Origin of the sequence: Chitinivorax sp. PXF-14, from assembly GCF_040812015.1 — a bacterium.
In the GTDB taxonomy this organism is placed as follows: domain Bacteria; phylum Pseudomonadota; class Gammaproteobacteria; order Burkholderiales; family SCOH01; genus JBFNXJ01.
This window is the reverse complement of sequence record NZ_JBFNXJ010000009.1, coordinates 1-19,395: the sequence shown is the minus strand read 5'-3', so window position 1 is coordinate 19,395 and position 19,395 is coordinate 1. Positions and strand designations below refer to the sequence as shown.

General features: G+C 60.7%; 14 protein-coding genes, 1 tRNA gene and 1 pseudogene. 9 read left to right on the top strand and 7 right to left on the bottom strand.

Annotated elements, in window-relative coordinates:
- The first annotated feature begins 77 nt into the window (after positions 1 to 77).
- Both ABWL39_RS12025 and torT read left to right on the top strand, forming a co-directional pair.
- Complete coding sequence (locus ABWL39_RS12025; RefSeq protein WP_367791103.1) at positions 78 to 2,087, top strand: UvrD-helicase domain-containing protein; 2,010 nt, start codon at positions 78 to 80, stop codon at positions 2,085 to 2,087.
- A 288-nt stretch (positions 2,088 to 2,375) separates the two neighbouring features.
- On the top strand, positions 2,376 to 3,524 hold the full coding sequence (gene torT / locus ABWL39_RS12020) for a TMAO reductase system periplasmic protein TorT (RefSeq protein WP_367791100.1): 1,149 nt from the start codon (positions 2,376 to 2,378) through the stop codon (positions 3,522 to 3,524).
- Between the two features lie 64 nt (positions 3,525 to 3,588).
- On the opposite strand, the gene ABWL39_RS12015 is transcribed toward torT, so the two are convergent.
- A complete protein-coding gene (locus tag ABWL39_RS12015; RefSeq protein WP_367791097.1) occupies positions 3,589 to 4,329 on the bottom strand; it encodes a cytochrome c5 family protein in 741 nt (246 codons plus the stop codon).
- 149 nt (positions 4,330 to 4,478) lie between these two features.
- Here ABWL39_RS12015 and ABWL39_RS12010 point away from each other — a divergent pair.
- Positions 4,479 to 4,554 (top strand) — tRNA-Arg (locus ABWL39_RS12010).
- 210 nt (positions 4,555 to 4,764) lie between these two features.
- On the opposite strand, the gene ABWL39_RS12005 is transcribed toward ABWL39_RS12010, so the two are convergent.
- Positions 4,765 to 5,757, bottom strand: coding sequence for an AraC family transcriptional regulator (locus ABWL39_RS12005; RefSeq protein ID WP_367791094.1), 993 nt, complete (start codon positions 5,755 to 5,757; stop codon positions 4,765 to 4,767).
- A gap of 42 nt (positions 5,758 to 5,799) precedes the next feature.
- On the opposite strand from ABWL39_RS12005, the gene ABWL39_RS12000 reads away from it, so the two are divergent.
- The 3 genes from ABWL39_RS12000 to ABWL39_RS11990 are packed head-to-tail and all read left to right on the top strand — an operon-like array spanning position 5,800 to position 8,713.
- Positions 5,800 to 6,246: an SDR family NAD(P)-dependent oxidoreductase gene (locus ABWL39_RS12000; protein ID WP_367791091.1), complete on the top strand. Its 447-nt coding sequence runs from the start codon at positions 5,800 to 5,802 to the stop codon at positions 6,244 to 6,246.
- Between the two features lie 20 nt (positions 6,247 to 6,266).
- Positions 6,267 to 8,075 (top strand): carboxypeptidase regulatory-like domain-containing protein, encoded by a 1,809-nt coding sequence (locus ABWL39_RS11995; protein ID WP_367791088.1) that lies wholly within the window; start codon positions 6,267 to 6,269, stop codon positions 8,073 to 8,075.
- A 17-nt stretch (positions 8,076 to 8,092) separates the two neighbouring features.
- The gene (locus ABWL39_RS11990; RefSeq protein WP_367791085.1) at positions 8,093 to 8,713 is read left to right on the top strand and encodes a VOC family protein; all 621 of its coding nucleotides are present in this window, start codon (positions 8,093 to 8,095) and stop codon (positions 8,711 to 8,713) included.
- Here ABWL39_RS11990 and ABWL39_RS11985 read toward each other — a convergent pair.
- Positions 8,703 to 9,032 carry a cache domain-containing protein gene (locus ABWL39_RS11985; RefSeq protein WP_367791536.1) on the bottom strand — a complete coding sequence of 110 codons (330 nt, stop codon included), beginning with the start codon at positions 9,030 to 9,032 and terminating at the stop codon, positions 8,703 to 8,705. The two genes, ABWL39_RS11990 and ABWL39_RS11985, sit on opposite strands and share 11 nt — an antisense overlap.
- Before the next feature lie 80 nt (positions 9,033 to 9,112).
- Between ABWL39_RS11985 and ABWL39_RS11980 the strand changes: the two are divergent.
- Positions 9,113 to 10,517 (top strand): annotated as a pseudogene (locus tag ABWL39_RS11980) (PLP-dependent aminotransferase family protein).
- Here ABWL39_RS11980 and ABWL39_RS11975 read toward each other — a convergent pair.
- Both ABWL39_RS11975 and ABWL39_RS11970 read right to left on the bottom strand, forming a co-directional pair.
- A complete protein-coding gene (locus ABWL39_RS11975) occupies positions 10,407 to 11,477 on the bottom strand; it encodes a diguanylate cyclase (RefSeq protein ID WP_367791082.1) in 1,071 nt (356 codons plus the stop codon). The pseudogene ABWL39_RS11980 and the gene ABWL39_RS11975 overlap by 111 nt on opposite strands.
- A gap of 469 nt (positions 11,478 to 11,946) precedes the next feature.
- A complete protein-coding gene (locus ABWL39_RS11970; RefSeq protein WP_367791079.1) occupies positions 11,947 to 12,432 on the bottom strand; it encodes an Lrp/AsnC family transcriptional regulator in 486 nt (161 codons plus the stop codon).
- A gap of 97 nt (positions 12,433 to 12,529) precedes the next feature.
- Between ABWL39_RS11970 and ABWL39_RS11965 the strand changes: the two genes are divergently transcribed.
- Both ABWL39_RS11965 and ABWL39_RS11960 read left to right on the top strand, forming a co-directional pair.
- Positions 12,530 to 13,492 carry a DMT family transporter gene (locus tag ABWL39_RS11965; RefSeq protein ID WP_367791076.1) on the top strand — a complete coding sequence of 321 codons (963 nt, stop codon included), beginning with the start codon at positions 12,530 to 12,532 and terminating at the stop codon, positions 13,490 to 13,492.
- A 630-nt stretch (positions 13,493 to 14,122) separates the two neighbouring features.
- On the top strand, positions 14,123 to 16,132 hold the full coding sequence (locus tag ABWL39_RS11960; RefSeq protein ID WP_367791072.1) for a hypothetical protein: 2,010 nt from the start codon (positions 14,123 to 14,125) through the stop codon (positions 16,130 to 16,132).
- A 322-nt stretch (positions 16,133 to 16,454) separates the two neighbouring features.
- Here ABWL39_RS11960 and ABWL39_RS11955 read toward each other — a convergent pair whose 3' ends face one another.
- Positions 16,455 to 17,261, bottom strand: coding sequence for an acetoacetate decarboxylase family protein (locus ABWL39_RS11955; RefSeq protein WP_367791069.1), 807 nt, complete (start codon positions 17,259 to 17,261; stop codon positions 16,455 to 16,457).
- Between the two features lie 116 nt (positions 17,262 to 17,377).
- The gene (locus ABWL39_RS11950) at positions 17,378 to 18,814 is read right to left on the bottom strand and encodes a coniferyl aldehyde dehydrogenase (RefSeq protein WP_367791066.1); all 1,437 of its coding nucleotides are present in this window, start codon (positions 18,812 to 18,814) and stop codon (positions 17,378 to 17,380) included.
- Positions 18,815 to 19,395 lie beyond the last annotated feature (581 nt).

Sequence of the window (19,395 nt, the reverse complement as noted above, 5' to 3'; positions counted from 1 at the left end):
ATAGCGGGCTGTCATGGCCCTCAGGCGAGGGCCGGCGCCATGGTAAAATCCGGCTTTAAGCCGTTGATTCCCCGTGTATGCCGCCACCCAGCCTCAATCAGCCACAGCGCGAAGCGATCCACTACCTGGACGGGCCCCTGCTGGTGCTCGCCGGGGCGGGGTCGGGCAAGACACGCGTGATCACCCACAAGATCGCCTACCTGATCAACGAGTGCGGCTACTCGGCGCGCAACATCGCCGCCATCACCTTCACCAACAAGGCGGCGCGCGAGATGCAGGAGCGCGTCGAGGGGCTGCTGCACGGCAGTGCCGGCAAGGGCCTGACGGTGTGCACCTTCCACAGCCTCGGCATGCAGATCATGCGGCAGGAGTCGAAACGGCTGGGCTACAAGCCGCAGTTCTCGATTCTCGATGCCAACGACGGCTACAAGATCATCTCGGACATCCTCAAGACCACCGACAAGGCCGAAATCCGCCGCGTACAGGGTGTGATCTCGCGCTGGAAGAATGATTTCGTCTCGCCCGAGGATGCGCTCAACAACGGCGACCACGAGGGCGATTTCCACGCCGCGCGCTGCTATCGCGAATACCAGGACACGCTGTTCGCCTACCAGGCCATGGATTTCGACGACCTGATCCGCCTGCCGGTCGAGTTGTTCGAGAAGGACGAGGAGGCGCTGGCAAAATGGCAGCGCAAGCTGCGCTACCTACTGCTCGACGAATACCAGGACACCAACACCTGCCAGTACCGCCTGGTCAAGCTGCTGACCGGCGTGCGCGGCATGTTCACCGCGGTAGGCGACGACGACCAGTCGATCTACGCCTGGCGCGGCGCCAATATGGAGAACCTGCGTTTGCTGCAGCAGGATTTCCCCAGGCTGCACATCATCAAGCTGGAGCAAAACTATCGCTCGACCTCGCGCATCCTGCGTGCCGCCAATGCGGTGATCGGCAACAACCCCAAGCTGTTCGACAAGAAGCTGTGGAGCGAGCTGGGCGAAGGCGAGCCGATCAACATCGTCGGCGTGAAGGACGACGAGCACGAGGCCGAGACGGTGGTCATGCGGCTGATGGCGCACAAGTTCGAGAACCGCAAGAAATACCTCGACTATGCCATCCTCTACCGCGGCAACCACCAGGCGCGGGCATTGGAACAGGCGTTGCGTAACCAGAAGATCCCTTACGTGATGAGCGGCGGGCAGTCGTTTTTCGACAAGCCCGAGATCAAGGACGTGATCGCCTACCTGCGGCTGCTGGCCAACCCGGACGACGACCCTGCCTTCATCCGTGCCGCCACCACGCCCCGGCGCGGCATCGGCGCCAGCACGCTGGAAAAGCTCGGCACCTATTCGGCCGAGCGCCACATCAGCCTGTTCGAGGCCGCTTTCGAGACCGGGCTGGAGATGCAGCTGACCGACAAGCAGCTCGGCCCGCTGCAGACCTTCTGCAAATTCATCAACCACGTGCAGTACCGGGCCGAGCGTGAGCCGGCTGGCCCGCTGTTGCAGGAGATGCTGAAAGCGATCGACTACGAGACCTGGCTCATCGACTCGGAAGAGGGCAAGGCCGGCGAGACCAAGTGGAAGGCCGTGCTCGACTTTATCGGCTGGATCACCAAGAAGGGCGAGGAAGACGGCAAGACGCTGATCGAGCTGAGCCAGACCATCGCGCTGATCACCATGCTCGAAGGCCGTGACGATGCCGAGGTCGACGCCGTCAAGATGTCGACGCTGCATGCATCGAAGGGGCTCGAATACCCGCACGTATTCCTGGTCGGCTGCGAGGAGGGCATCCTGCCGCACCGCGAGTCGATCGACGGCGGCATGGTGGAGGAAGAGCGCCGCCTGATGTATGTCGGCATCACCCGCGCGCAATGGAGCCTGACCATCAGCTACGCCACCAAGCGCAAGCGGGCAGGGGAGTGGACGGTGTGCGAGCCGAGCCGTTTCCTCGACGAGCTGCCGCGTGACGATATCCGTCGGCACGGCCTGCAGGGCGACAAGCGGGCGCTCAGCATCGATGAAAAGAAGTCGCGCGCCGCCGGCCTGCTCGCCATGCTCAAGGAAAAGCAGGGGTCGAAGGCCTGAATCAAGGCCCATGGCCCATCCACGCGGGCTCTGCGCCTGCACCACCTCGTCAAAGCCGGCAACGGCTGGCGATCCTGTATCGGGCCTGCGAGCGCCTCTGACTGGCGCGCTGGGGCGGCATTGCCGTGGGCGGTTCACCAATACCTGCTAACTCAAGGCTGGCTGCAGTTGATTCGCCGCCTTGGTGAGAGGTAATTAATTTCTCCTATCGGTTGAGTAAGGGGCTATCGCGACATACACTGAAAGCTCGGAAACCGACTGGTGGCGGGGATTTCGGTGGGTAAAGCGGTGGGGCAACTGATTGAAAGGTGGGCGCTGGGCCTGGCGCTGGGCACGGTATCCTTGTCTGGTGTCGCGCAAACCGCTTCGGCACCGATCGTTTTCAAGCCGATTCCTGTCTATTCCATCTTTCCGCCGCTCAAGCCGAATGGCTCGGCAGACGATGCCTTGGCAAGCGGCCGCGTCGTGCCGGGTTACTACACGATGGCCGAGCCGGCCAGCAGGCCGTGGCGCATTGCCTTCCTATTCCCGCACTTGAAGGACCCCTATTGGGTCGGCTGCAGCTACGGTGTGATGACCGAGGCGCAGCGCCTGGGCGTGGCGGCCGACATCCTGCCTGCGACGGGGTATGACGATCTGGCCGGGCAACTGCGCAAGATGGACGAGGCGATTGCGGCCAAATACGACGCCATCGTGTTGTCGCCGATCAGCATGACGGCCAACAATCCATCGATCGCCAAGGCACGTGCGCAAGGCATTCCGGTTTTCGAGCTGGCGAACGACAGCTCCAGCGATGACCTGACGGTCAAGATCACCACCTCGCTGACCAGCATGGGCTTCGAGACCACGCGCTGGGTGATCAACGATGCGCAAAAGCGTGGCCTGAAATCCATCAATATCGCCCTGCTGCCGGGGCCTGCCGATGCCGGGTGGGTGAAGGGGGAGGTCGAGGGGACGCGCCAGACGGCCAGGCGTGCGCCGATCAAGATCAACATTCTCGACATCAAGTACGGCGACAGCGGCAGTGCCCTGCAGACGCAACTGGCCACCCAGCTGCTGACGCAGCATGGCGACAAGCTAGATTACATCCTGGGCTGCACCGGCTGCGCACCGGCCGTGGTACGCCCCCTGAAGGACGCTGGCCTCAGCGGCAAGGTCCGCATCGTGGCCTATGATTTGACGCGCGAGATAGCCGGGCTGGTGCGTAGCGGCGACATCTACGCGGCATCGGACACCAAGGGCGTGAGCCAGGCCCGTGTCGCAATCAATACGGTGGTCAACTTCCTGGAAAAACGCAACACGGAGCTGCCGCACAGCATTCTGATCAAGCTTGGCCTGGTCAGCCAGGACAACTACGCCGGATACGATTTTGACTCGTCCGTGGCCCCCGACGACTACAAGCCTGTGCTGTCCTATCGGCCGCGCGACGCCAAGTGACGGGGCAAGCGGGCAACAAAAAAGCGCGGAGATGTCCGCGCTTTTTTGTTTGATTGATGCTCGCTTACTTGGACGAGTTGACCATGTATTCGATTGCCGAGCGGAATTCCGCATCGGAGCCGCTATAGCCACCCTTGGGCGGCATCGCGTTGAGGCCCTTGGTCGCGCTGGCAACCAGTGCATCGAGGCCCTTGCCGATACGCGGTGCCCAGGCAGCCTTGTCGCCGAATTTCGGTGCGCCGGCAGCGCCGGTGCCGTGGCAAGCCACGCAAACCGAGCCGTAGATTTCCTTGCCCTTGGCCGGGTCGACCTTGTCCGCGCCACCCGCAGCTGCCTTGGGCTCGGTGAAGCTGCCACCCGACTTGTTGGCCATGTAGGCGATCGCGCGAGCGACTTCGTCATCGGTCAGGTCAGGCGAACCACCGCGGGCCGGCATTGCGTTGAAGCCCTTGGTCGCATGCTCGATCAGGGTCTGGAAGCCCTTGGTGATGCGCGGTGCCCAGGCGCCGTTGTCACCAACCTTGGGTGCGCCAGCCGCGCCAGTGGCGTGACAGGTCGTACAGATGGCGGTAAATACCTGTTCGCCGCTGCGAGCGCCCGGCGCAACCGGAATGCTGGCCTTGGAGATGCCAACCGGCTGGATGCGCGCAGTCACGGCTTCGTTCGACATCGCCAGATCGGCGGTATTCGGGCTGCCCGTGCTGACGCTGCTCACCAGCTTGACCAGCAGATAAATGGAAATGACCGGGACCGCAAATGCGGCCACTACGATGCCAATCAAGTTCTTCGGCGAATTGCTGCTCATGTCTATCCGTCCCTCAACGAAAATCCGCGAACAAAAATGGGTGGATTATACCGGCATTTCCGCGCCCAAGCACCCCGGCATAGACTCCCCTGCAAAAAAACGCTATTCTTACGCCCTCTTTCGCGTGGGCCGTCCTGGCTCACGTTCTGGCGCCCGTAGCTCAGTGGATAGAGTGTTGGCCTCCGAAGCCAAAGGTCGCGCGTTCGACTCGCGCCGGGCGCGCCAGGTCTTTCAGATGCAATCCTTGTGTAATGTCGCCGTTTGGCACCAACCTGGTGTGCATCCTTTCTTGTGTTCCGCGTACCCCCATGTCAGTCCTGTCGTCTGGTCGCTGCTGAAGCCTCGTGCGCCGGCAGAGCCGCGCTGCCGGTGCTGAACGGCGGCATGGTGCGACTTGCCACCGGCGACGATGTTCCCACTGCACACCCATCCCACCTATATCGTCATGGATTCCCGGTGCGGCTGCTTTTTTGCTTCACGCATCGATACGCCGTGCCAGCGGCGAAACGAGCGGCTTAGCGCGGTCAGGTCGGCGTAGCCGAGGATGTCGGCAATTTCCGCTGATTTGAGCGTGGATTGCAGCAGGTATTTCAGTGCCAGATCGGCCCGCACCTGATCGTGGATACCGGCGAAAGTGAGCCCGGCGGCCTGCAGGCGGCGTTGCAGCGTGCGCTCGGACAGGGCCAGCCGTTGCGTGACTTGCGCCAGGGTACAGTTACCAAGCGGAATCAGTGTGCGCACCACGGTGCTGACCGAGCGTCCGATGTCGTCGGGCAACTGATTTTGCTGCTGGCGCAGCAGTTCTGACACGACCTGGTGGTGCGGCGCACGCGCGGCTTTGAGTGGGTAGTCCAGCAGCGCCAGGTCAATGGTGATGGCGTTGACGTCCTGATTGAATGCCAGATTCGGCCCGAACGCGCGGCGGTAACGTTCCTGGCTGGCAGGGGGGCGATAGCGCAGTTGCACTGCCAGCGGTTGCCAGCCCTTGGGCGCGTGGCGCCGCAGTTCGTTGCACAGCAGCGCCAGGCCGAGTTCGATGGTTTGGCGGTCGTCGATCTGCCCGGCATCGACCAGGTGGTAGGACAACCGCAGCCCGTCGCCCATGCCGACCAGATCGCCACCGAGCCCGCGCGAATGCAGCGAGCTATATTGCTTCAGGTCGAGCAGCATCTGTTTTACCGTCGGCGCATTCTGTATCAGCGGCCAGAGCGGCCCGAGCACGGCCAGCGTCTGGCGCTCGGATAGCCGCAGGCCGAAATCCGGCGTGGCACAGAAACGGGCGGCCAGATCGAAAAACTGCACCACCTGATTGAAGCGTACCGGTATCTCTTCGGCTTCGATCACGGCCTGACTCAGCCCGGCTGCGGCACAGACCTGTTGCGGATCGCCACCGAGCGCCTGCACCAGTTGCGGCGCATATGCCAGCACGCCACTTCTGACCCACGGCCCGGCGGGTTCTGACGAATTGTCATGCAAGCGCTTCATGTTGGGGCAAGCGATACTTCAATCGTGCAGATTGGCGGATTATGCCAACTAATTGGCGCCCATTGTCAACTTTGGCGCGGCAAGGCTTGCGATGATGTCCCGCATGCTCATACCGACAAGGAAGCAGCCATGAGCAGCGTTGCCGTCAGCAACCAGCCGGCGCTGATCACCGGTGGGGCCACCGGCATTGGCCGGGCAACCGCGCTGGCGTTTGCCCGGTGTGGCGCGCACATCATTGCCGTGGATCTCGATGCGGCCAGACTGGCCGCGCTGTGCGCCGAGATCGACGTGTTCGGCTGCCGTGCCACGCAGGGCCGCGATCTGCTCATGGCCGGCCCGTTCGTGCGGCTGAGTGATTACGCCAAACGTCTGGTGCCAGGGTTGCCGCGGCGCGTGACGATTCGTCAGTCAAAAAACATCGGTTTTATCTGAGGGTAGGGGAGAGGGACATCATGAACACACAGACAATCGGGTGGCCTTGCCTGGCGCTGGTGCTGCTGTCAGCCACGGCGCAGGGCGGGGTGGTGCAAGGGCAGGTGAAGACCGTGGACGGCAAGCCGCTGGCCGGCGCGATGGTCACCGCCTTCGACCCGCAGCAGAAACGCCGTGACACCGTGTATAGCGACGCCACGGGCAACTTCGTGCTGCGCGTGGATTTTGCCGGCAAGCTCACGCTGCGTGCGCGGGCGCCGTATTTCCGGGATGAAAGCCGCGAACTGGAGCTGGTGGCCGATGGGCGCAGCCAGCAGTCCTTCGCCATGAGCCGGCACAGCGTGGCGGCCGAATTGTCCGCCAGCCTGCCGGCCTCGGCCCATCTGGCCACCGTGCAGTGGGCCAGTCACGATAGCCGCAGCGCGTTCATCAGCCAGTGCAATTACTGCCACCAGGTCGGTAACGAACTGACGCGCGGCAGCAAGGATCTGGATGCCTGGCGGGCCACGGTGCGCCGCATGGAAGGCTATTTCTCGATTCTCACCAATCAGGAGGCCGACGACATCGCCAAGACCCTGAGCGCGAGTTTTCAGGGCAAGCCGGTCAAGGCCGTGGAACAGCATGATGTCAGCCCGGTGATCGCATCGGCAAAAATCAAGGAATGGGTGGTGGGCGACGCCCACAGCTTCATCCACGACACCGATGTGGGCGGGGACGACCAGTTGTACGGCTCGGATGAAGGCAACGATGTGATCTGGCATCTGGATCGCAACACCGGGGCGATCAATCAATACAGGCTGCCCGATGTCGATCTGCCCGAAGGTGGCATGTTCGCCGGTTTTCAGCTGCCCATCGGCGTGTTCTCCGGCAAGCACGGCCCGCACAGCATGGCCCAGGGCAAGGATGGCCGCTTCTGGATCACCAACGCGCTGTCGTCGAGCCTGATGTCGTTCGACCCGGCCACCAAACAATTCAAGCGTTATGACCTGGGCTTCAAACACCTCTATCCCCACACGGTGCGTATCGATCAGCAGGGCATGGTCTGGTTCACCATCACCGCGACCAACGAGGTGGCGCGTTTCGACCCGAAGACCGAGCAGTTCAAGGTTATTGTCTTGCCGCACGGTGGCTTCTGGCAAGCGGTGACGGATTACACCTTCCCTTACGCGCTGAAGGCGCTCAGCTATTTCCCGAAGCAAAACTACCAGCTGACGATCAGCCATCACAAATGGGCCAATGTCGGCCGCGAGGCGTTCAATTTCCCTTACGGTATCGACGTCAACCCGCTGGATGGCTCGATCTGGTACGCCAAGCTGTATGGACACAAGATTGGCCGTATCGATCCAAAGACCTTCGACATCACCGAATTCGACACCCCGCTCAAAGGCCCGCGCCGCTTGCGTTTCGACGCGCAGGGCAATCTGTGGATACCGGCATTCGACGACAGCGGTGTGATGAAATTCGACACCCGCAGCCACAAGTTCGAGAGTTACAAGCTGCCGCTGCTGGCACACAACGAATACGAGGTGCCCTACGCGCTGAACATTCACCCGAAAACCGGCGACGTCTGGGTCACGTCCAATATGTCCGATCGCGTGTTCCGCTTCGACCCGCGCAGCAAGACGTTCGTCACCTATCCGATGCCAACCCGCGTGACCTGGCTGCGCGACCTGGTCTTCGCCAGGGACGGCGGGATCTGCTCCAGCTCCTCGAACCTGCCGGCCTACGGCATCGAGGGAGGGCTGGCGTCGTTCATCTGCCTCTATCCCGATGGCGAGCCGGCCGCGCAAGCGCAGGGCCAAACCAGCGGCATGGCCAAGCACCTTTGACGTTGACTGAGGGGCGGATGATGAGTGAATGCAATTTCGCGGACCTGCCGTGGCGGGCTCCGGGCTTCCATCAGCGGGTACAGGCGCTGGCCGCCGGGTTTGGCCGGCAATTCGGCCTGCCCCCGGTGCATCAGCTGGGCGTGTTGGTGCCGGATGTCGACGCGGCAGCGACCGAGCTGGAGCGGCAGGGAATGGAACGATTCTTCGTGGCCGGCGGCACACCGCGATTCTGGCGGGAAGAGGGCATCCTGCATGCCATGGCCGGCAAGCTGGCCATGGCTTACCGGGATGGAGTCGAAATCGAGCTACTGGAGCCGGGGCGCAACACCAACTGGTATCGCAACAGCCTGGCGGAGGGCGGCTGCTATGCCATTCAGCATCTCGGCTATCTGGTCGATGATGTCGACGCCGTGGCCCGGCGGCTGCAGGCGGCAGGCTATCCACTCAAGGTACGCGGATTGCTGGCCAATCTCGGCATGCGCTGCAATTTTGCGTATGTCGATACCCGGCCGGTTCATGGCTTCATCACCGAATTGATCGATCTGCGCGTGTTCGGCCTGCGCCTGCCACCGGCAATGATTTACCGCCCGCTGGCGAAGCTGCAGAAGCTGCTGGGGGCGCGTCACTTCAATTTCTAGCGCAATGCTTGTGGTTAGCCACCCCCGCATAGCCCGGCTCGCCACCGAGCTGGCGCAGAATGGTGCGGCTGATTGCCCACACCAACGTCACGATCAGCGCAAGCAAGCCGGTGGCGATGCAGCCCAGCAGCATGGCGTTATGCCAAAAGGCCCGCTCCACGTCGTCGATGTCGATGCCCGTGCTGATCGTCCATTGCCAGGGCTGGAGCGGCTTCACATAAGACAGTTTCTCCAGCGGCTCGCTGTTTCCGGGTTTGGGAAACCAGCCGTGCAGGAAGCCGCCACCGGTGCTGCCGGCCCTGACCCTGTCCTGGTACAGCTAGGCCCCTGACGCTGCAAGCCGCCATTTGTACGTTGCGGCGGCATGCATACACCATCCCCACTTCAACGGAGCTGAGCATGAAGCTCTACGAGAAGCTCGCCGGAGACATCGAACAGCAGATCCGCAAGGGGGTGTATCGCGAAGGCGAGCGTCTGCAGTCGATTCGCGAGACCAGCCGCAGCCGGAATATCAGTATCGCCACGGTTGTTCGCGCTTATCTGCTGCTGGAAAGCCGGGGGCTGGTCGAAAGCCGGCCGCAATCGGGCTTCTTCGTCAGCCTGCGGCGTGACACCAAGTCCCCCGATGTGCTCGATCACCCGTGCCCAATCGCCATTTCGGCCTCGGTCGATGTCAGCCGCCTGGTGTTGTCGACGCTGCGCTCGATCGCGGTGGACGATGCGGTACCGCTAGGCTTACCCTATCCCGATGCCGCCGGCTTCCCTTTCGACAAGTTCAACCACTATTCCTTCGAAGCCGGCAAGGAGGCCTCGCGCCATGAGCTCAGAAACGGCCTGCCACCGGGGCACCCCAAGCTGATCCGTCAGATCGTGCGGCGGCATCTGGAACATGGCCTGCTCGTCGACCCATCCGAGGTCATCGTCACGGTTGGCGCCACCGAGGCGATCAACCTGTGCCTGCAGGCAGTGGCCAAGCCGGGCGACATCATCGCGGTGGAATCGCCTACCTTCTACGCCATGCTGCACGCGATCGGGCGCATGGGCATGACGGTTGTCGAGGTGCCCACCGACCCGATCCGTGGTATCGACGTGGATGTGTTGGCCTCGTTCGCGCGCGAGCTGCCCATTGCCGCCTGCACGGTGATGCCCAACTTCCAGAATCCGCTCGGCTACCGCATGACCGGCGAGCGCAAACAGGCGCTGATGGCAACGGTAACGGAGCTCGACATCCCCATCATCGAGAACGGGGTCTATAACGAGCTCTATTACGGCGACGTGCCGCCGAGCACGCTCAAGGCCTATGACCGCAAGGGGCTGGTGCTGCATTGCTCGTCGTTTTCAAAAACGCTGACCGCGGTCTATCGCATTGGCTGGGCGCTGCCAGGCCGGTACCGCGACAAGGTCGAGAGGCTGAAATTTCTGAACACGCTGACGACCGCCTCCATCCCGCAACTCGCCATCGCCGAGTTCATGGCGCGCGCTGGCTACGAGCACCACCTGCGGCGTCTGCGCAAGCACAGGCCAAGCTGATGCGCCACACGGTCAGCCGTGTCTTTCCCGACGGCGCCTGTCCAGCCCCGAGGGTAGCTACGTGCTGTGGGTGGAGCTGCCGCCACAGGTCGACGGCATGAAGCTCTACCAGAAGGCCCTGGCGCGCGGCATCACCGTTGGGCCGGGCTATATGTTCTCGATCTCAAATAGCTACCCGAACTACATCCGGCTCAACTACAGCAGCGCCTGGTCCAGTGAGATCGAGCAGGCTGTCGCCACGGTCGGCGCCATTGCGAAGAGTTGCATGCGCTGACACCCCAAGGCGGTCGGTTTCAACCGATGTGTCGCGTGTCCGTCCGGCGTGCTTGTGCTGGTACATTGCCTCGTCGGCCGCCTGCAGCAGTCTGTCCGCCGAATAACCATGGTCATCGCTCGACGCCAGGCCAATGCTGCCGCCGACGCGCACCGTTGCACCGCATGTGAGTTCGATGGGCCGGGAAGCTATCTCGATGCAGCGCTCGACGACCGCTCTGGCCTCGCTCTCGTTGGCCACGCCCGAGAGGAACCAGGCGAATTCGTCTCCGCCGAGCCGGGCGGCCGAGTCGTTGCTCCGCAATTTGCTGCGCAGCCTGTCGCCCACTGCGCGCAGGACTTCGTCGCCGGCATGATGGCCAAGCGTGTCGTTGACCGGCTTGAAGCCATCCAGGTCCAGGTAGCAGACAGTCAGGCCTTGCCCGTCCCGCTTGGCCTGTGCCACGGCCTGCCGCAGCAGCTCCTCGAACAGGTGGCGATTGGGCAGGCCCGTCAGGCCATCGTGCAGCGCCTGGTGCTGGGCGCGCTCCCCGCTGTGCTTGAGCTGGTGGAGGTCGACGACCATCCAGAGGAACTCGGTGTTGGTCAGGGCCGTGGCACTGAGATCGACCCAGAGCTCGTTGCCGGTGCGGGTGCGCATCTTGACCTGCGTATGGAAGCGGCCATCGCGTCTCAGTGCCTCGTACCCGAGCGCACCGATGTGATCGAAGGTGGTGTCGTCAGGGTACAGCAGGCGCATCGACGCACCGGCCACGGCGCCATCGTCATAGCCCAGGATGCGGTGGATCGCCCGATTGGCCCACAGGATGTGCCGCCCCTCGACGCGGACCATGCCGACCCGCTCGTTGTTGAGCACGAGCGCCTGTTCCTTGGCGATCCGCGTCGCCAGGGCGCTGGCCGCAACCTGCCGCCTGTGCTGGCAGGTGAGGTAGACGAAGCCGCCGCCGACGAGAAGCAGCACGGCGCCCGTCAGCAGTCACTGATGGCGCATCTCGGCATCGGGCGCATCGCCCTGCTGCGGGCTGGCCTCAGTGCCTGACCGCTATGCCGGCGACGCCCGCCAGCCACAGCGCGACGAAGCATACGCGCTTGTGCACCGCCAGGCCGCGCCGCCACGATTGAACTTTGACCATGCTGATTCTCCGGCTCGCCTGCGTGCTTATCGCGGCGATCCCGCTGGCTGCTTGGCCGGTCGCCAACCAGGCAAGCGGGCTGGGTGATAGCCTGTCGGCCTAAATGAGTGATTCGGGATAGGGGCTGCGGCAGGCCCGCTGCCGATCGGTTGCGGCCCTTGGTCGGCGCTACGCTGCAACGGCTGGTTTGCCGGTGGAAGCGCCATCCATCGCGCAGGTACCAGATTCAGCGCCGCATTGATTGCCGGAGTGTCGGCGCGCCAGGATTGGCATGCTGGGGGCTGGCGCGGCTCCGCCTCACTCGATCGGGATCGACGTGCCGACCTTGACCCGGTCGAGCGCGATCAGGGTGCGGTAGCTGGCGACAAGGTCATTCGTTGCAAAGAGGGATCGCGTCAGCCCTTCGTACACCCGCATGTCGGCCGCGACGATGATCAGGATGAAGCTGGTGCCGCCCGTGACGTAGTAGCACTGCTGCACTTCCGGCGCCGCCCGAAACAGCGCCTTCGCCGCATCGACCGTTGCTGCGCGCTCATCACGCAAATACACCTCGACAATGGCGGTGATCGTCAGCCCGATCGTGTCGGGATCGACGACGGCGGCATTCCCGGCAATCACGCCTGCCGCCTCCATGGTCGCTATCCGCCGCTGCACGGCGGCGGCGGACAGGTTCACCTCCTCGGCAATCTTCCGCTGCGGTGTTTTGTTGTCCGCCTGTACCACACGGAGGATGGCGAGGTCGAAACTATCCAGCTCGAGGCGTTGATTCGATTTTTGCTTCATTTTCGATTATTTGTTGCGGGCTACTTGTCAATTTAGAGCCAAATAACTTGGTTGGTGAATATATTATTCAAAACAGGCTAAATTTAGAACAAGATAGGTGGACATCGTGAGGCATCGGCACGACACAACTTCTACCGTGGGAGGCATTTTCTGCGGCATGGGCGCAGGTGCTGTGTGGGGGCTGGTTTTTCTGGCACCGGAGCTGGCCAGGGCTTTCTCGCCGCTGCAGCTCACGATCGGGCGCTATCTGTCCTACGGCGCCGTATCGGCGGTCCTGATTCTGCCTCGCTGGCGGGCGCTGGCTCACAGCGTCACCAGGCGCGAATGGATCGCCCTGGGATGGCTCGCGCTGGCGGGGAACACGCTTTACTACATACTTCTATCAAGCGCAGTCCAGCTCGGCGGCATCGCGATGACATCGCTCGTGATCGGTTTCCTCCCGGTCGCGGTGACGATCATCGGCAGCCGCGATCAGGGTGCGGTGCCGCTGCCCAGGCTCGCGCCATCGCTGCTGCTGTGTGCGGCGGGTGCGCTATGCATCGGCTGGCAAGCGTTGACGCCGAGCGCCGGTGGATTTCAGCGGCAGCAGATCGCTGGGCTGCTCTGTGCCATTGGTGCACTTGCATCGTGGACGAGCTATGCAGTCGGCAACAGCCGGTGGCTTGCCCGCCTCGATCACATCTCGGCTCACGACTGGAGCCTGCTCATTGGCATTGTGACTGGCGCGCAGGCGTTGCTCCTCATCCCCATCGCGGCGGTGATCGGGGTGGAGCAGCATGACAAACTCGCCTGGATGCAATTCGCAGAGGTGTCGCTTGGCGTGGCCCTGCTGGCATCGATCGCCGGCAACGCGCTGTGGAACCGCATGAGCCGCCTGCTGCCGCTTACATTGATCGGCCAGATGATCCTGTTCGAAACGCTCTTCGCGCTGCTCTACGGCTTCGCGTGGGAGCAGCGCCTGCCCAGGCCGCTGGAAACCACCTCCTTTGCCTGCGTGATCCTGAGCGTCGCGGCGTGCATCTCGGCACACCGCAAACCTGCGCTACTTGCCGCTGCATGAGGGACAGTTCTGCAGAAAGTGGTTTGGTTTCTCGACACCGGCGCGCTGGTTGCGGCGACGATTCCCGTATCGCGGAGGGCGCCACTCCACTGCTTCATCGCCGGCCCAATTTCCCCGTAGCCATGTTGCTGCACGGCAGCAGCTTGGCGTTATTACCCTGTGGGCGTGTCAAGCTGGCCACAATTCGCTAGACCCGATGATTGTGACGGTGCCCTCACACCGGAACGCGCATGGTCTGCGGCGTGTGGCCGATGAATTCAATGCGGTTTTGTGCACCGTGCATTGAGTGCTCATGCCGAGGCCGCCACGATGGCGGCAATCGACGCTACAGCCAACAGGTGCCGCAGTTCGTGTTTTGAGGCGCCACCCCGTGAATGCTAGGTGTTTACGATAGCCGGCGAATGCCGTTTTATCGGTCTCGTTTCCATTTATCCCATACTTGTTCTACGCTGCAGAAATAGCCTGGCCCGCGCAGATTAGGCCCCCGCCAGGCCTCATTACAAGGGCATATTGGCTTGCACTTGCGGGGTTCTTGGGTTTTAATTCCAAATGTATTAGCAAATCAATATACACAACTCCTCATCGACAGTTGCCATAAGCAGCCCATCTCTATCTATAAGGAACAAACAATTGAAACCCTTCGATATGTTTCGAGGTATCCGTCACGGCTTGCTCGCCGTGACCGCCCTCGCAGCGTTCGCCGTCGCCGGTTGTAGTGGCGGGGGCGGTGGCGGATCAAACTCGGGGACGGGAGGGACGCCGACACCAGCCACAGAAGCGCTTACCGTCGCAATCAGTACAAATTCGGTTGGGCCGGGTGTGCCTGCCACCGTTACTGCGACGTTGACGTTAGGGGGGGCTCCTGTTGCTAACGAAGTCTTGACTTTCTCGACGGATACCAATTATGGAACATTTACTCCGGCATCAGGGACTACGCTGACTGACTCCAGCGGTGTGGCACGGATGACGTTGAATGCTGGCACTACCTCCGGGGCATCTACTGTTACGGTACAGAGCAGAAACGGAACCAAGCAGACGGTAAATTATCTGGTCAGCGCAACGGCTGGGGGGACGACCGCCGGCCTGAGTTTGAGCAGTTTGGCAACTGGTGTGCAGAGTTTGTCCGCCTATGGCACAACGTCCGTATCCGTATCGGTACTCAGTGGCGGAGCGTTGTATCAGCCCCCTGTGGATGTAACGTTCTCTTCTACCTGCGCTTCTGCCTCAGCACCGCGTGCGACAGTTACTTCTAAGGTTACCACGGTAAACGGCGTGGCTACGGCACAGTATAAGGACAACGGTTGTAATGCTACCGATACGATAACCGCTTCAACTGTCGGTGCAACAAGCGTTACCGGCTCGTTGGTTGTGTTGAGCCCGTCCATTGGTTCTATCCAGTTTATCGATGCAACACCTACTGTATTGGCGCTGAAAGGTACTGGCGGCGCGGGGCTATCCGAAACATCGCTGGTACGCTTTAAAGTGGTTGACCAAGCGGGGCAACCTATCAAAGCAAGCGTCAAATTTGCACTAAGCACCAGTGTGGGCGGTGTTGCCCTAACATCCAATAGCGCCACTTCCGATGCGACAACGGGTCTTGTCTCGACAAACGTGAATTCGGGTACCGTGGCGACCCCAGTGCGAGTGACTGCGACAATTCTCGACGCTAATGGTGCGGCCACTGCCCTGTCTACACAGTCGGATAAATTGTCGATTTCTACTGGCTTACCCGATCAGGCCCACTTCTCTCTTGCTGCAGAGGTTCCCAATATCGAAGGCTGGGACTTCGATGGCTCAACCACGAGTATTACTGCAAGAGCGTCCGACCATTTCAGTAACCCGGTTCCTGATGGTACGGTGGTCAATTTCATTGCAGAAGGTTCGTCGGTTCAGCCTCAATGTACGACCACTGGTGGTGCCTGCTCCGTCACCTTTACCAGCCAGGCGCTTCGGCCAACAAATGGCCGTGTTTCGGTGCTTGCCTATGCCATTGGTGAAGAGGCATTTGTAGATCTCAACGGCGATGGCTATATCAATTCGTTGTCTGAGTTTATCGATGCCAATGGTACAAGTGCAGACATGCCTGAAGCATTTGTTGACTTCAACGAAAACGGTGTCCGAGATGCAAATGAGCCGTTCGTGGATTTCAACAACAATGGCGTCTACGATGCTCCTGATGGTGCATATAACGGCAAGCTGTGTAATTCTGCAGCAACGCCGACTTTGTGTAGTGCTCAGCAGTCTTTGAATGTGTTCCGGAATCGAGTGATTGTGTTGTCCGGTTCGACTGCCGTGATTACGCTGACACCACCCGCGACGCCTATTGACTTGGGGCATTGTGGTGGAACTCAGACTATCACTGCATTTATTCGCGACATTCATGGCAACCCCATGCCAGCAGGAACAACAGTCACATTTGCAGCTGATGATGGCACGGTTGTTGGTGTGTCCTCGTATACCGTCCTGGGAACGACTGTGCAGCCTACCGACCCGAACTACGCATTTTTCTTGAAGGGTGATGGCACCATTGATCCCAATACTGGGAGCTGCAAAGACCAGACCAATGCCGGCTCGGCGACGGTGACGGTCAAGACCCCGAAAGGGATCATCACGACTGCATCTGTTGCTGTAATGAACTGATTAAGTAAGAGTCCAGCAATAAAACCAATGCTAGTTAATTGCACCCTTGTCTGGGTGTGAAAATAGAGGGGACGCATGATTGCGTCCCCTTTTTTTTCTTTTACAGGTATCCCCGGGGAGATACTGCCTGAAGCTGTTGTGTTGCATCCGGGCTGGTGGTGTTCCTTTAACGGGCGGTAACGTCGTGCTTGGTTGTGCAGCGTTCCGTAGATTTTGGTTGCCAGCCACCATCGACCTACCTGCAACGGGCATCAGCACTCCAGGCGCGCTACTAGCTGAACACCGCGCCAGCCTTCAGTAGCACGCCGCAGATGCCTGCAAATCAGCAGGGCATGAGGTCCGAGTCCCACTTGAGGAATGCATGCGGACGGAAAGCGTCAGCATCGATCTCGGCCACCACCGAGCCTTTCTGCATGGCGTTGTCGCCCACGCTGTACATGGCGCCGAGGACCTTCACCACCTCTACTTCCGCCCACGGGTCATCTGGCGACATCGCGAGGTTTAACGAGGCCTTGCCAAGCACGAGGGTCGAGGGATTGAGGATGGTTTCCTGCCGGACCAGCCTGGGGCTGAACTCGAAACCCGAGCTGTCTGGTGTGATGAAGTGCTTGATGTTGTACGAAAGCCCGCGGACTTTGCCATCGGCTGTGGCGCTAGACAGCATGAACCGCTGCATGCCTTTCATGTCGTTGAACGGTGCATCCAGGTCTGCACTCAGCTCGACGAATCGACGGCCTTTACGTTCAACCCAGCCGTGGACTTGGCTTCCTTCCTTGGCGAAGTGAAATGCCCCCATCTTTTTGGGGAAGCCGAATACTTCACGTCCTCCCGCCATGGCGATATCGTTGTCGACTGGCATCGCAAGGCAATAGTTGCCCTCCTCTCCGTTGTAGGATGCACGGACGAAAAGAGCTGCCTCGTGGTAGGCAACACCAAAGTTGGTCGATGGGTACCAGCTGATGAAGGCAAAGGCAACGGGATCCGCCGCCGGCTTGAGCGGTGCGGGCAAAAGTCGTTGAATGATTTCAGGCTTGGTTTCCCAGGCAACTGTCAGCATCTCCGCGCCAAAAAAATCAACGGATTCCCTTTTCTTGTTTTCAATTTCGGCTGCAGTCTTCACGAAGCTCATCTCTGGTTCCTTTCCAGTCATATACGGAGCGGTTCATCGGTATTGCGGATCGCATGTCTGTGAGTGCTGAAACGCTAGGCTTCAACTCGGGTTTGATGTCTGCGGTGATTGGAGCATCATTGACGCTGGCTGGGCCCCAACGTCAGGGCCAGGGCAAAGTCGGCAAGGCGGCCGAAGGGCGCCCGCATCAAACGTGGCAAGCTCCAGCGAGATTGGACGTAGACACTCTTGGCGTGGCTCATGCTGCGGAAGCCCTCCATGCCGTGATAGGCCCCCATACCGCTGGCCCCCACGCCACCAAAGGGGGCATCATCAAGCGCCACATGGGTCAGGGTATGGTTAACGCCGAAGTGTCCGGATGTGGTTCGGCGCATCAGTTCGTTGCATTCGGCACCGGTCTCGCCGAAGTAATAGAGCGCCAGGGGGCGCGGCCTGGCGTTGATGTAGTTGATGACATCTGCCATGTCTCGGTAGGTCACCACGGGCAGGACTGGCCCGAATATCTCCTCCTGCATCACCAACATGTCATCGCTCGCGCCGACTACGAGCGTGGGGCGCATGACTCGAATCTTTCCTTGCGGGGGCTGCTGCTCCGTTCCCACCGTCACAACGCGCGCGCCTTTCACCTTGGCGTCATCCAGCAATGACGTCAGGCGACTCAAGTGCCTGTCGCTGACGATCGACGTGTAGTCCGTTCCGCTTGTTCCGTCCGGGTAGAAGCGATCAACCATTGCGGAGTAGGAAGAAACAAACGCATCCAGATCGTCGGCATGGACCATGGCGAAGTCTGGCGCCACACAGGTTTGGCCTGCGTTAGAGAGCTTCCCGTACACCAGGCTTTGCATGGTCAGTGGCGAGACATGTCCTCTGGCGATGACGGCGGGGCTCTTTCCCCCTAACTCCAACGTCAGCGGCACCAGGTTGTCGCTGGCCGCCTGCATGATCTTGCGTCCTACCGGCGTGCTACCGGTGAACAGCAGGTGATCGAAGGGTAAGCGGCTGAAGTCCGCGCCGACATCGGCACCACCAAGCACCACCGCTACTGTCTCCAGAGAGAAGATGCCACTGAGCATGCGTTGCAGCAGCTCGCTCGTGCGGGGCGTCAGTTCTGATGGCTTTAGCATCACCCGGTTGCCTGCCGCGATGGCCGTGGCGATCGGAATCAACGATAGCGAGACGGGATAGTTCCAGGGGGACATCACGCCAATGACCCCCTTGGGCTGGTACTCGATGAAAGCACGACCAAAACGGTGAAAGAGCGCGACATGGCGCCGCTCCCGCTTCATGAACTTGCGCAGATTCTTGCTCAGGTAGTCGATGGCCTGAACCACGCCAACCAATTCCATGATGCTGGTCTCGTGCCGTGAGCGATGCCCAAAATCGGTGCTGATGGAATCTTCCAGTTCATGGCGGTGCCAGATGACCGCCCGACGCAAGCGGGCAAGCTGCTGCTTTCGTTCGTGAAGCGAGGGGATCCCGGCAGCCAGATATGCGTCTCTCTGCCGGGCGATGAGTTGCTCTGAATTGATTGAAACTGCGGTTTCGTTGGCCATAGAGGTGCTTTCGCCTTCCTTGAGAGCTCACGTTGGTTGAGCGGCCTTGAAACTCTATTTTTAAAGTTAGCTTTATGGTCAAGCGGTTTTTTAGGGGCTGAAGACGCTGGCTACGCCCCCTATGCATAGGGCGCCCGTTCCTCCTCGCATCAAGCTGACAATTCCAACGCTAGGCTGGACTGAACATCGCTAATTTGTACTCTACAGCGTTAAATACTATTCGATTAGTCGAGCCTTTCAATACAAAACGGTCTATCTTCGTGACCAAGCACATTCCAGTCCCAAGCACTTATCTTGGCATTACACCCCCTGATAGGGCATTCCAGCGGTATAAGCGTGCATTTGAGGTCTACGCCGTCTGACTCCAGCCAGCCGGGGATTTGCTCCCAAGCCAGCCTCATAGGTTGGCCATGCAGCGGACACAAACCCCGATTCAGTCGCCACAAACGCTGTAGATCGACTGGTAGTCGCCGTTTGCGATGTGCATCAGTAGCAAGAAACTCTGTAAAATTTTTACGATCAGCCATTTCTAGTAGCCTTTATCGTTGGAAGTGACACAAGCGATGGTCATATGGCTGTGT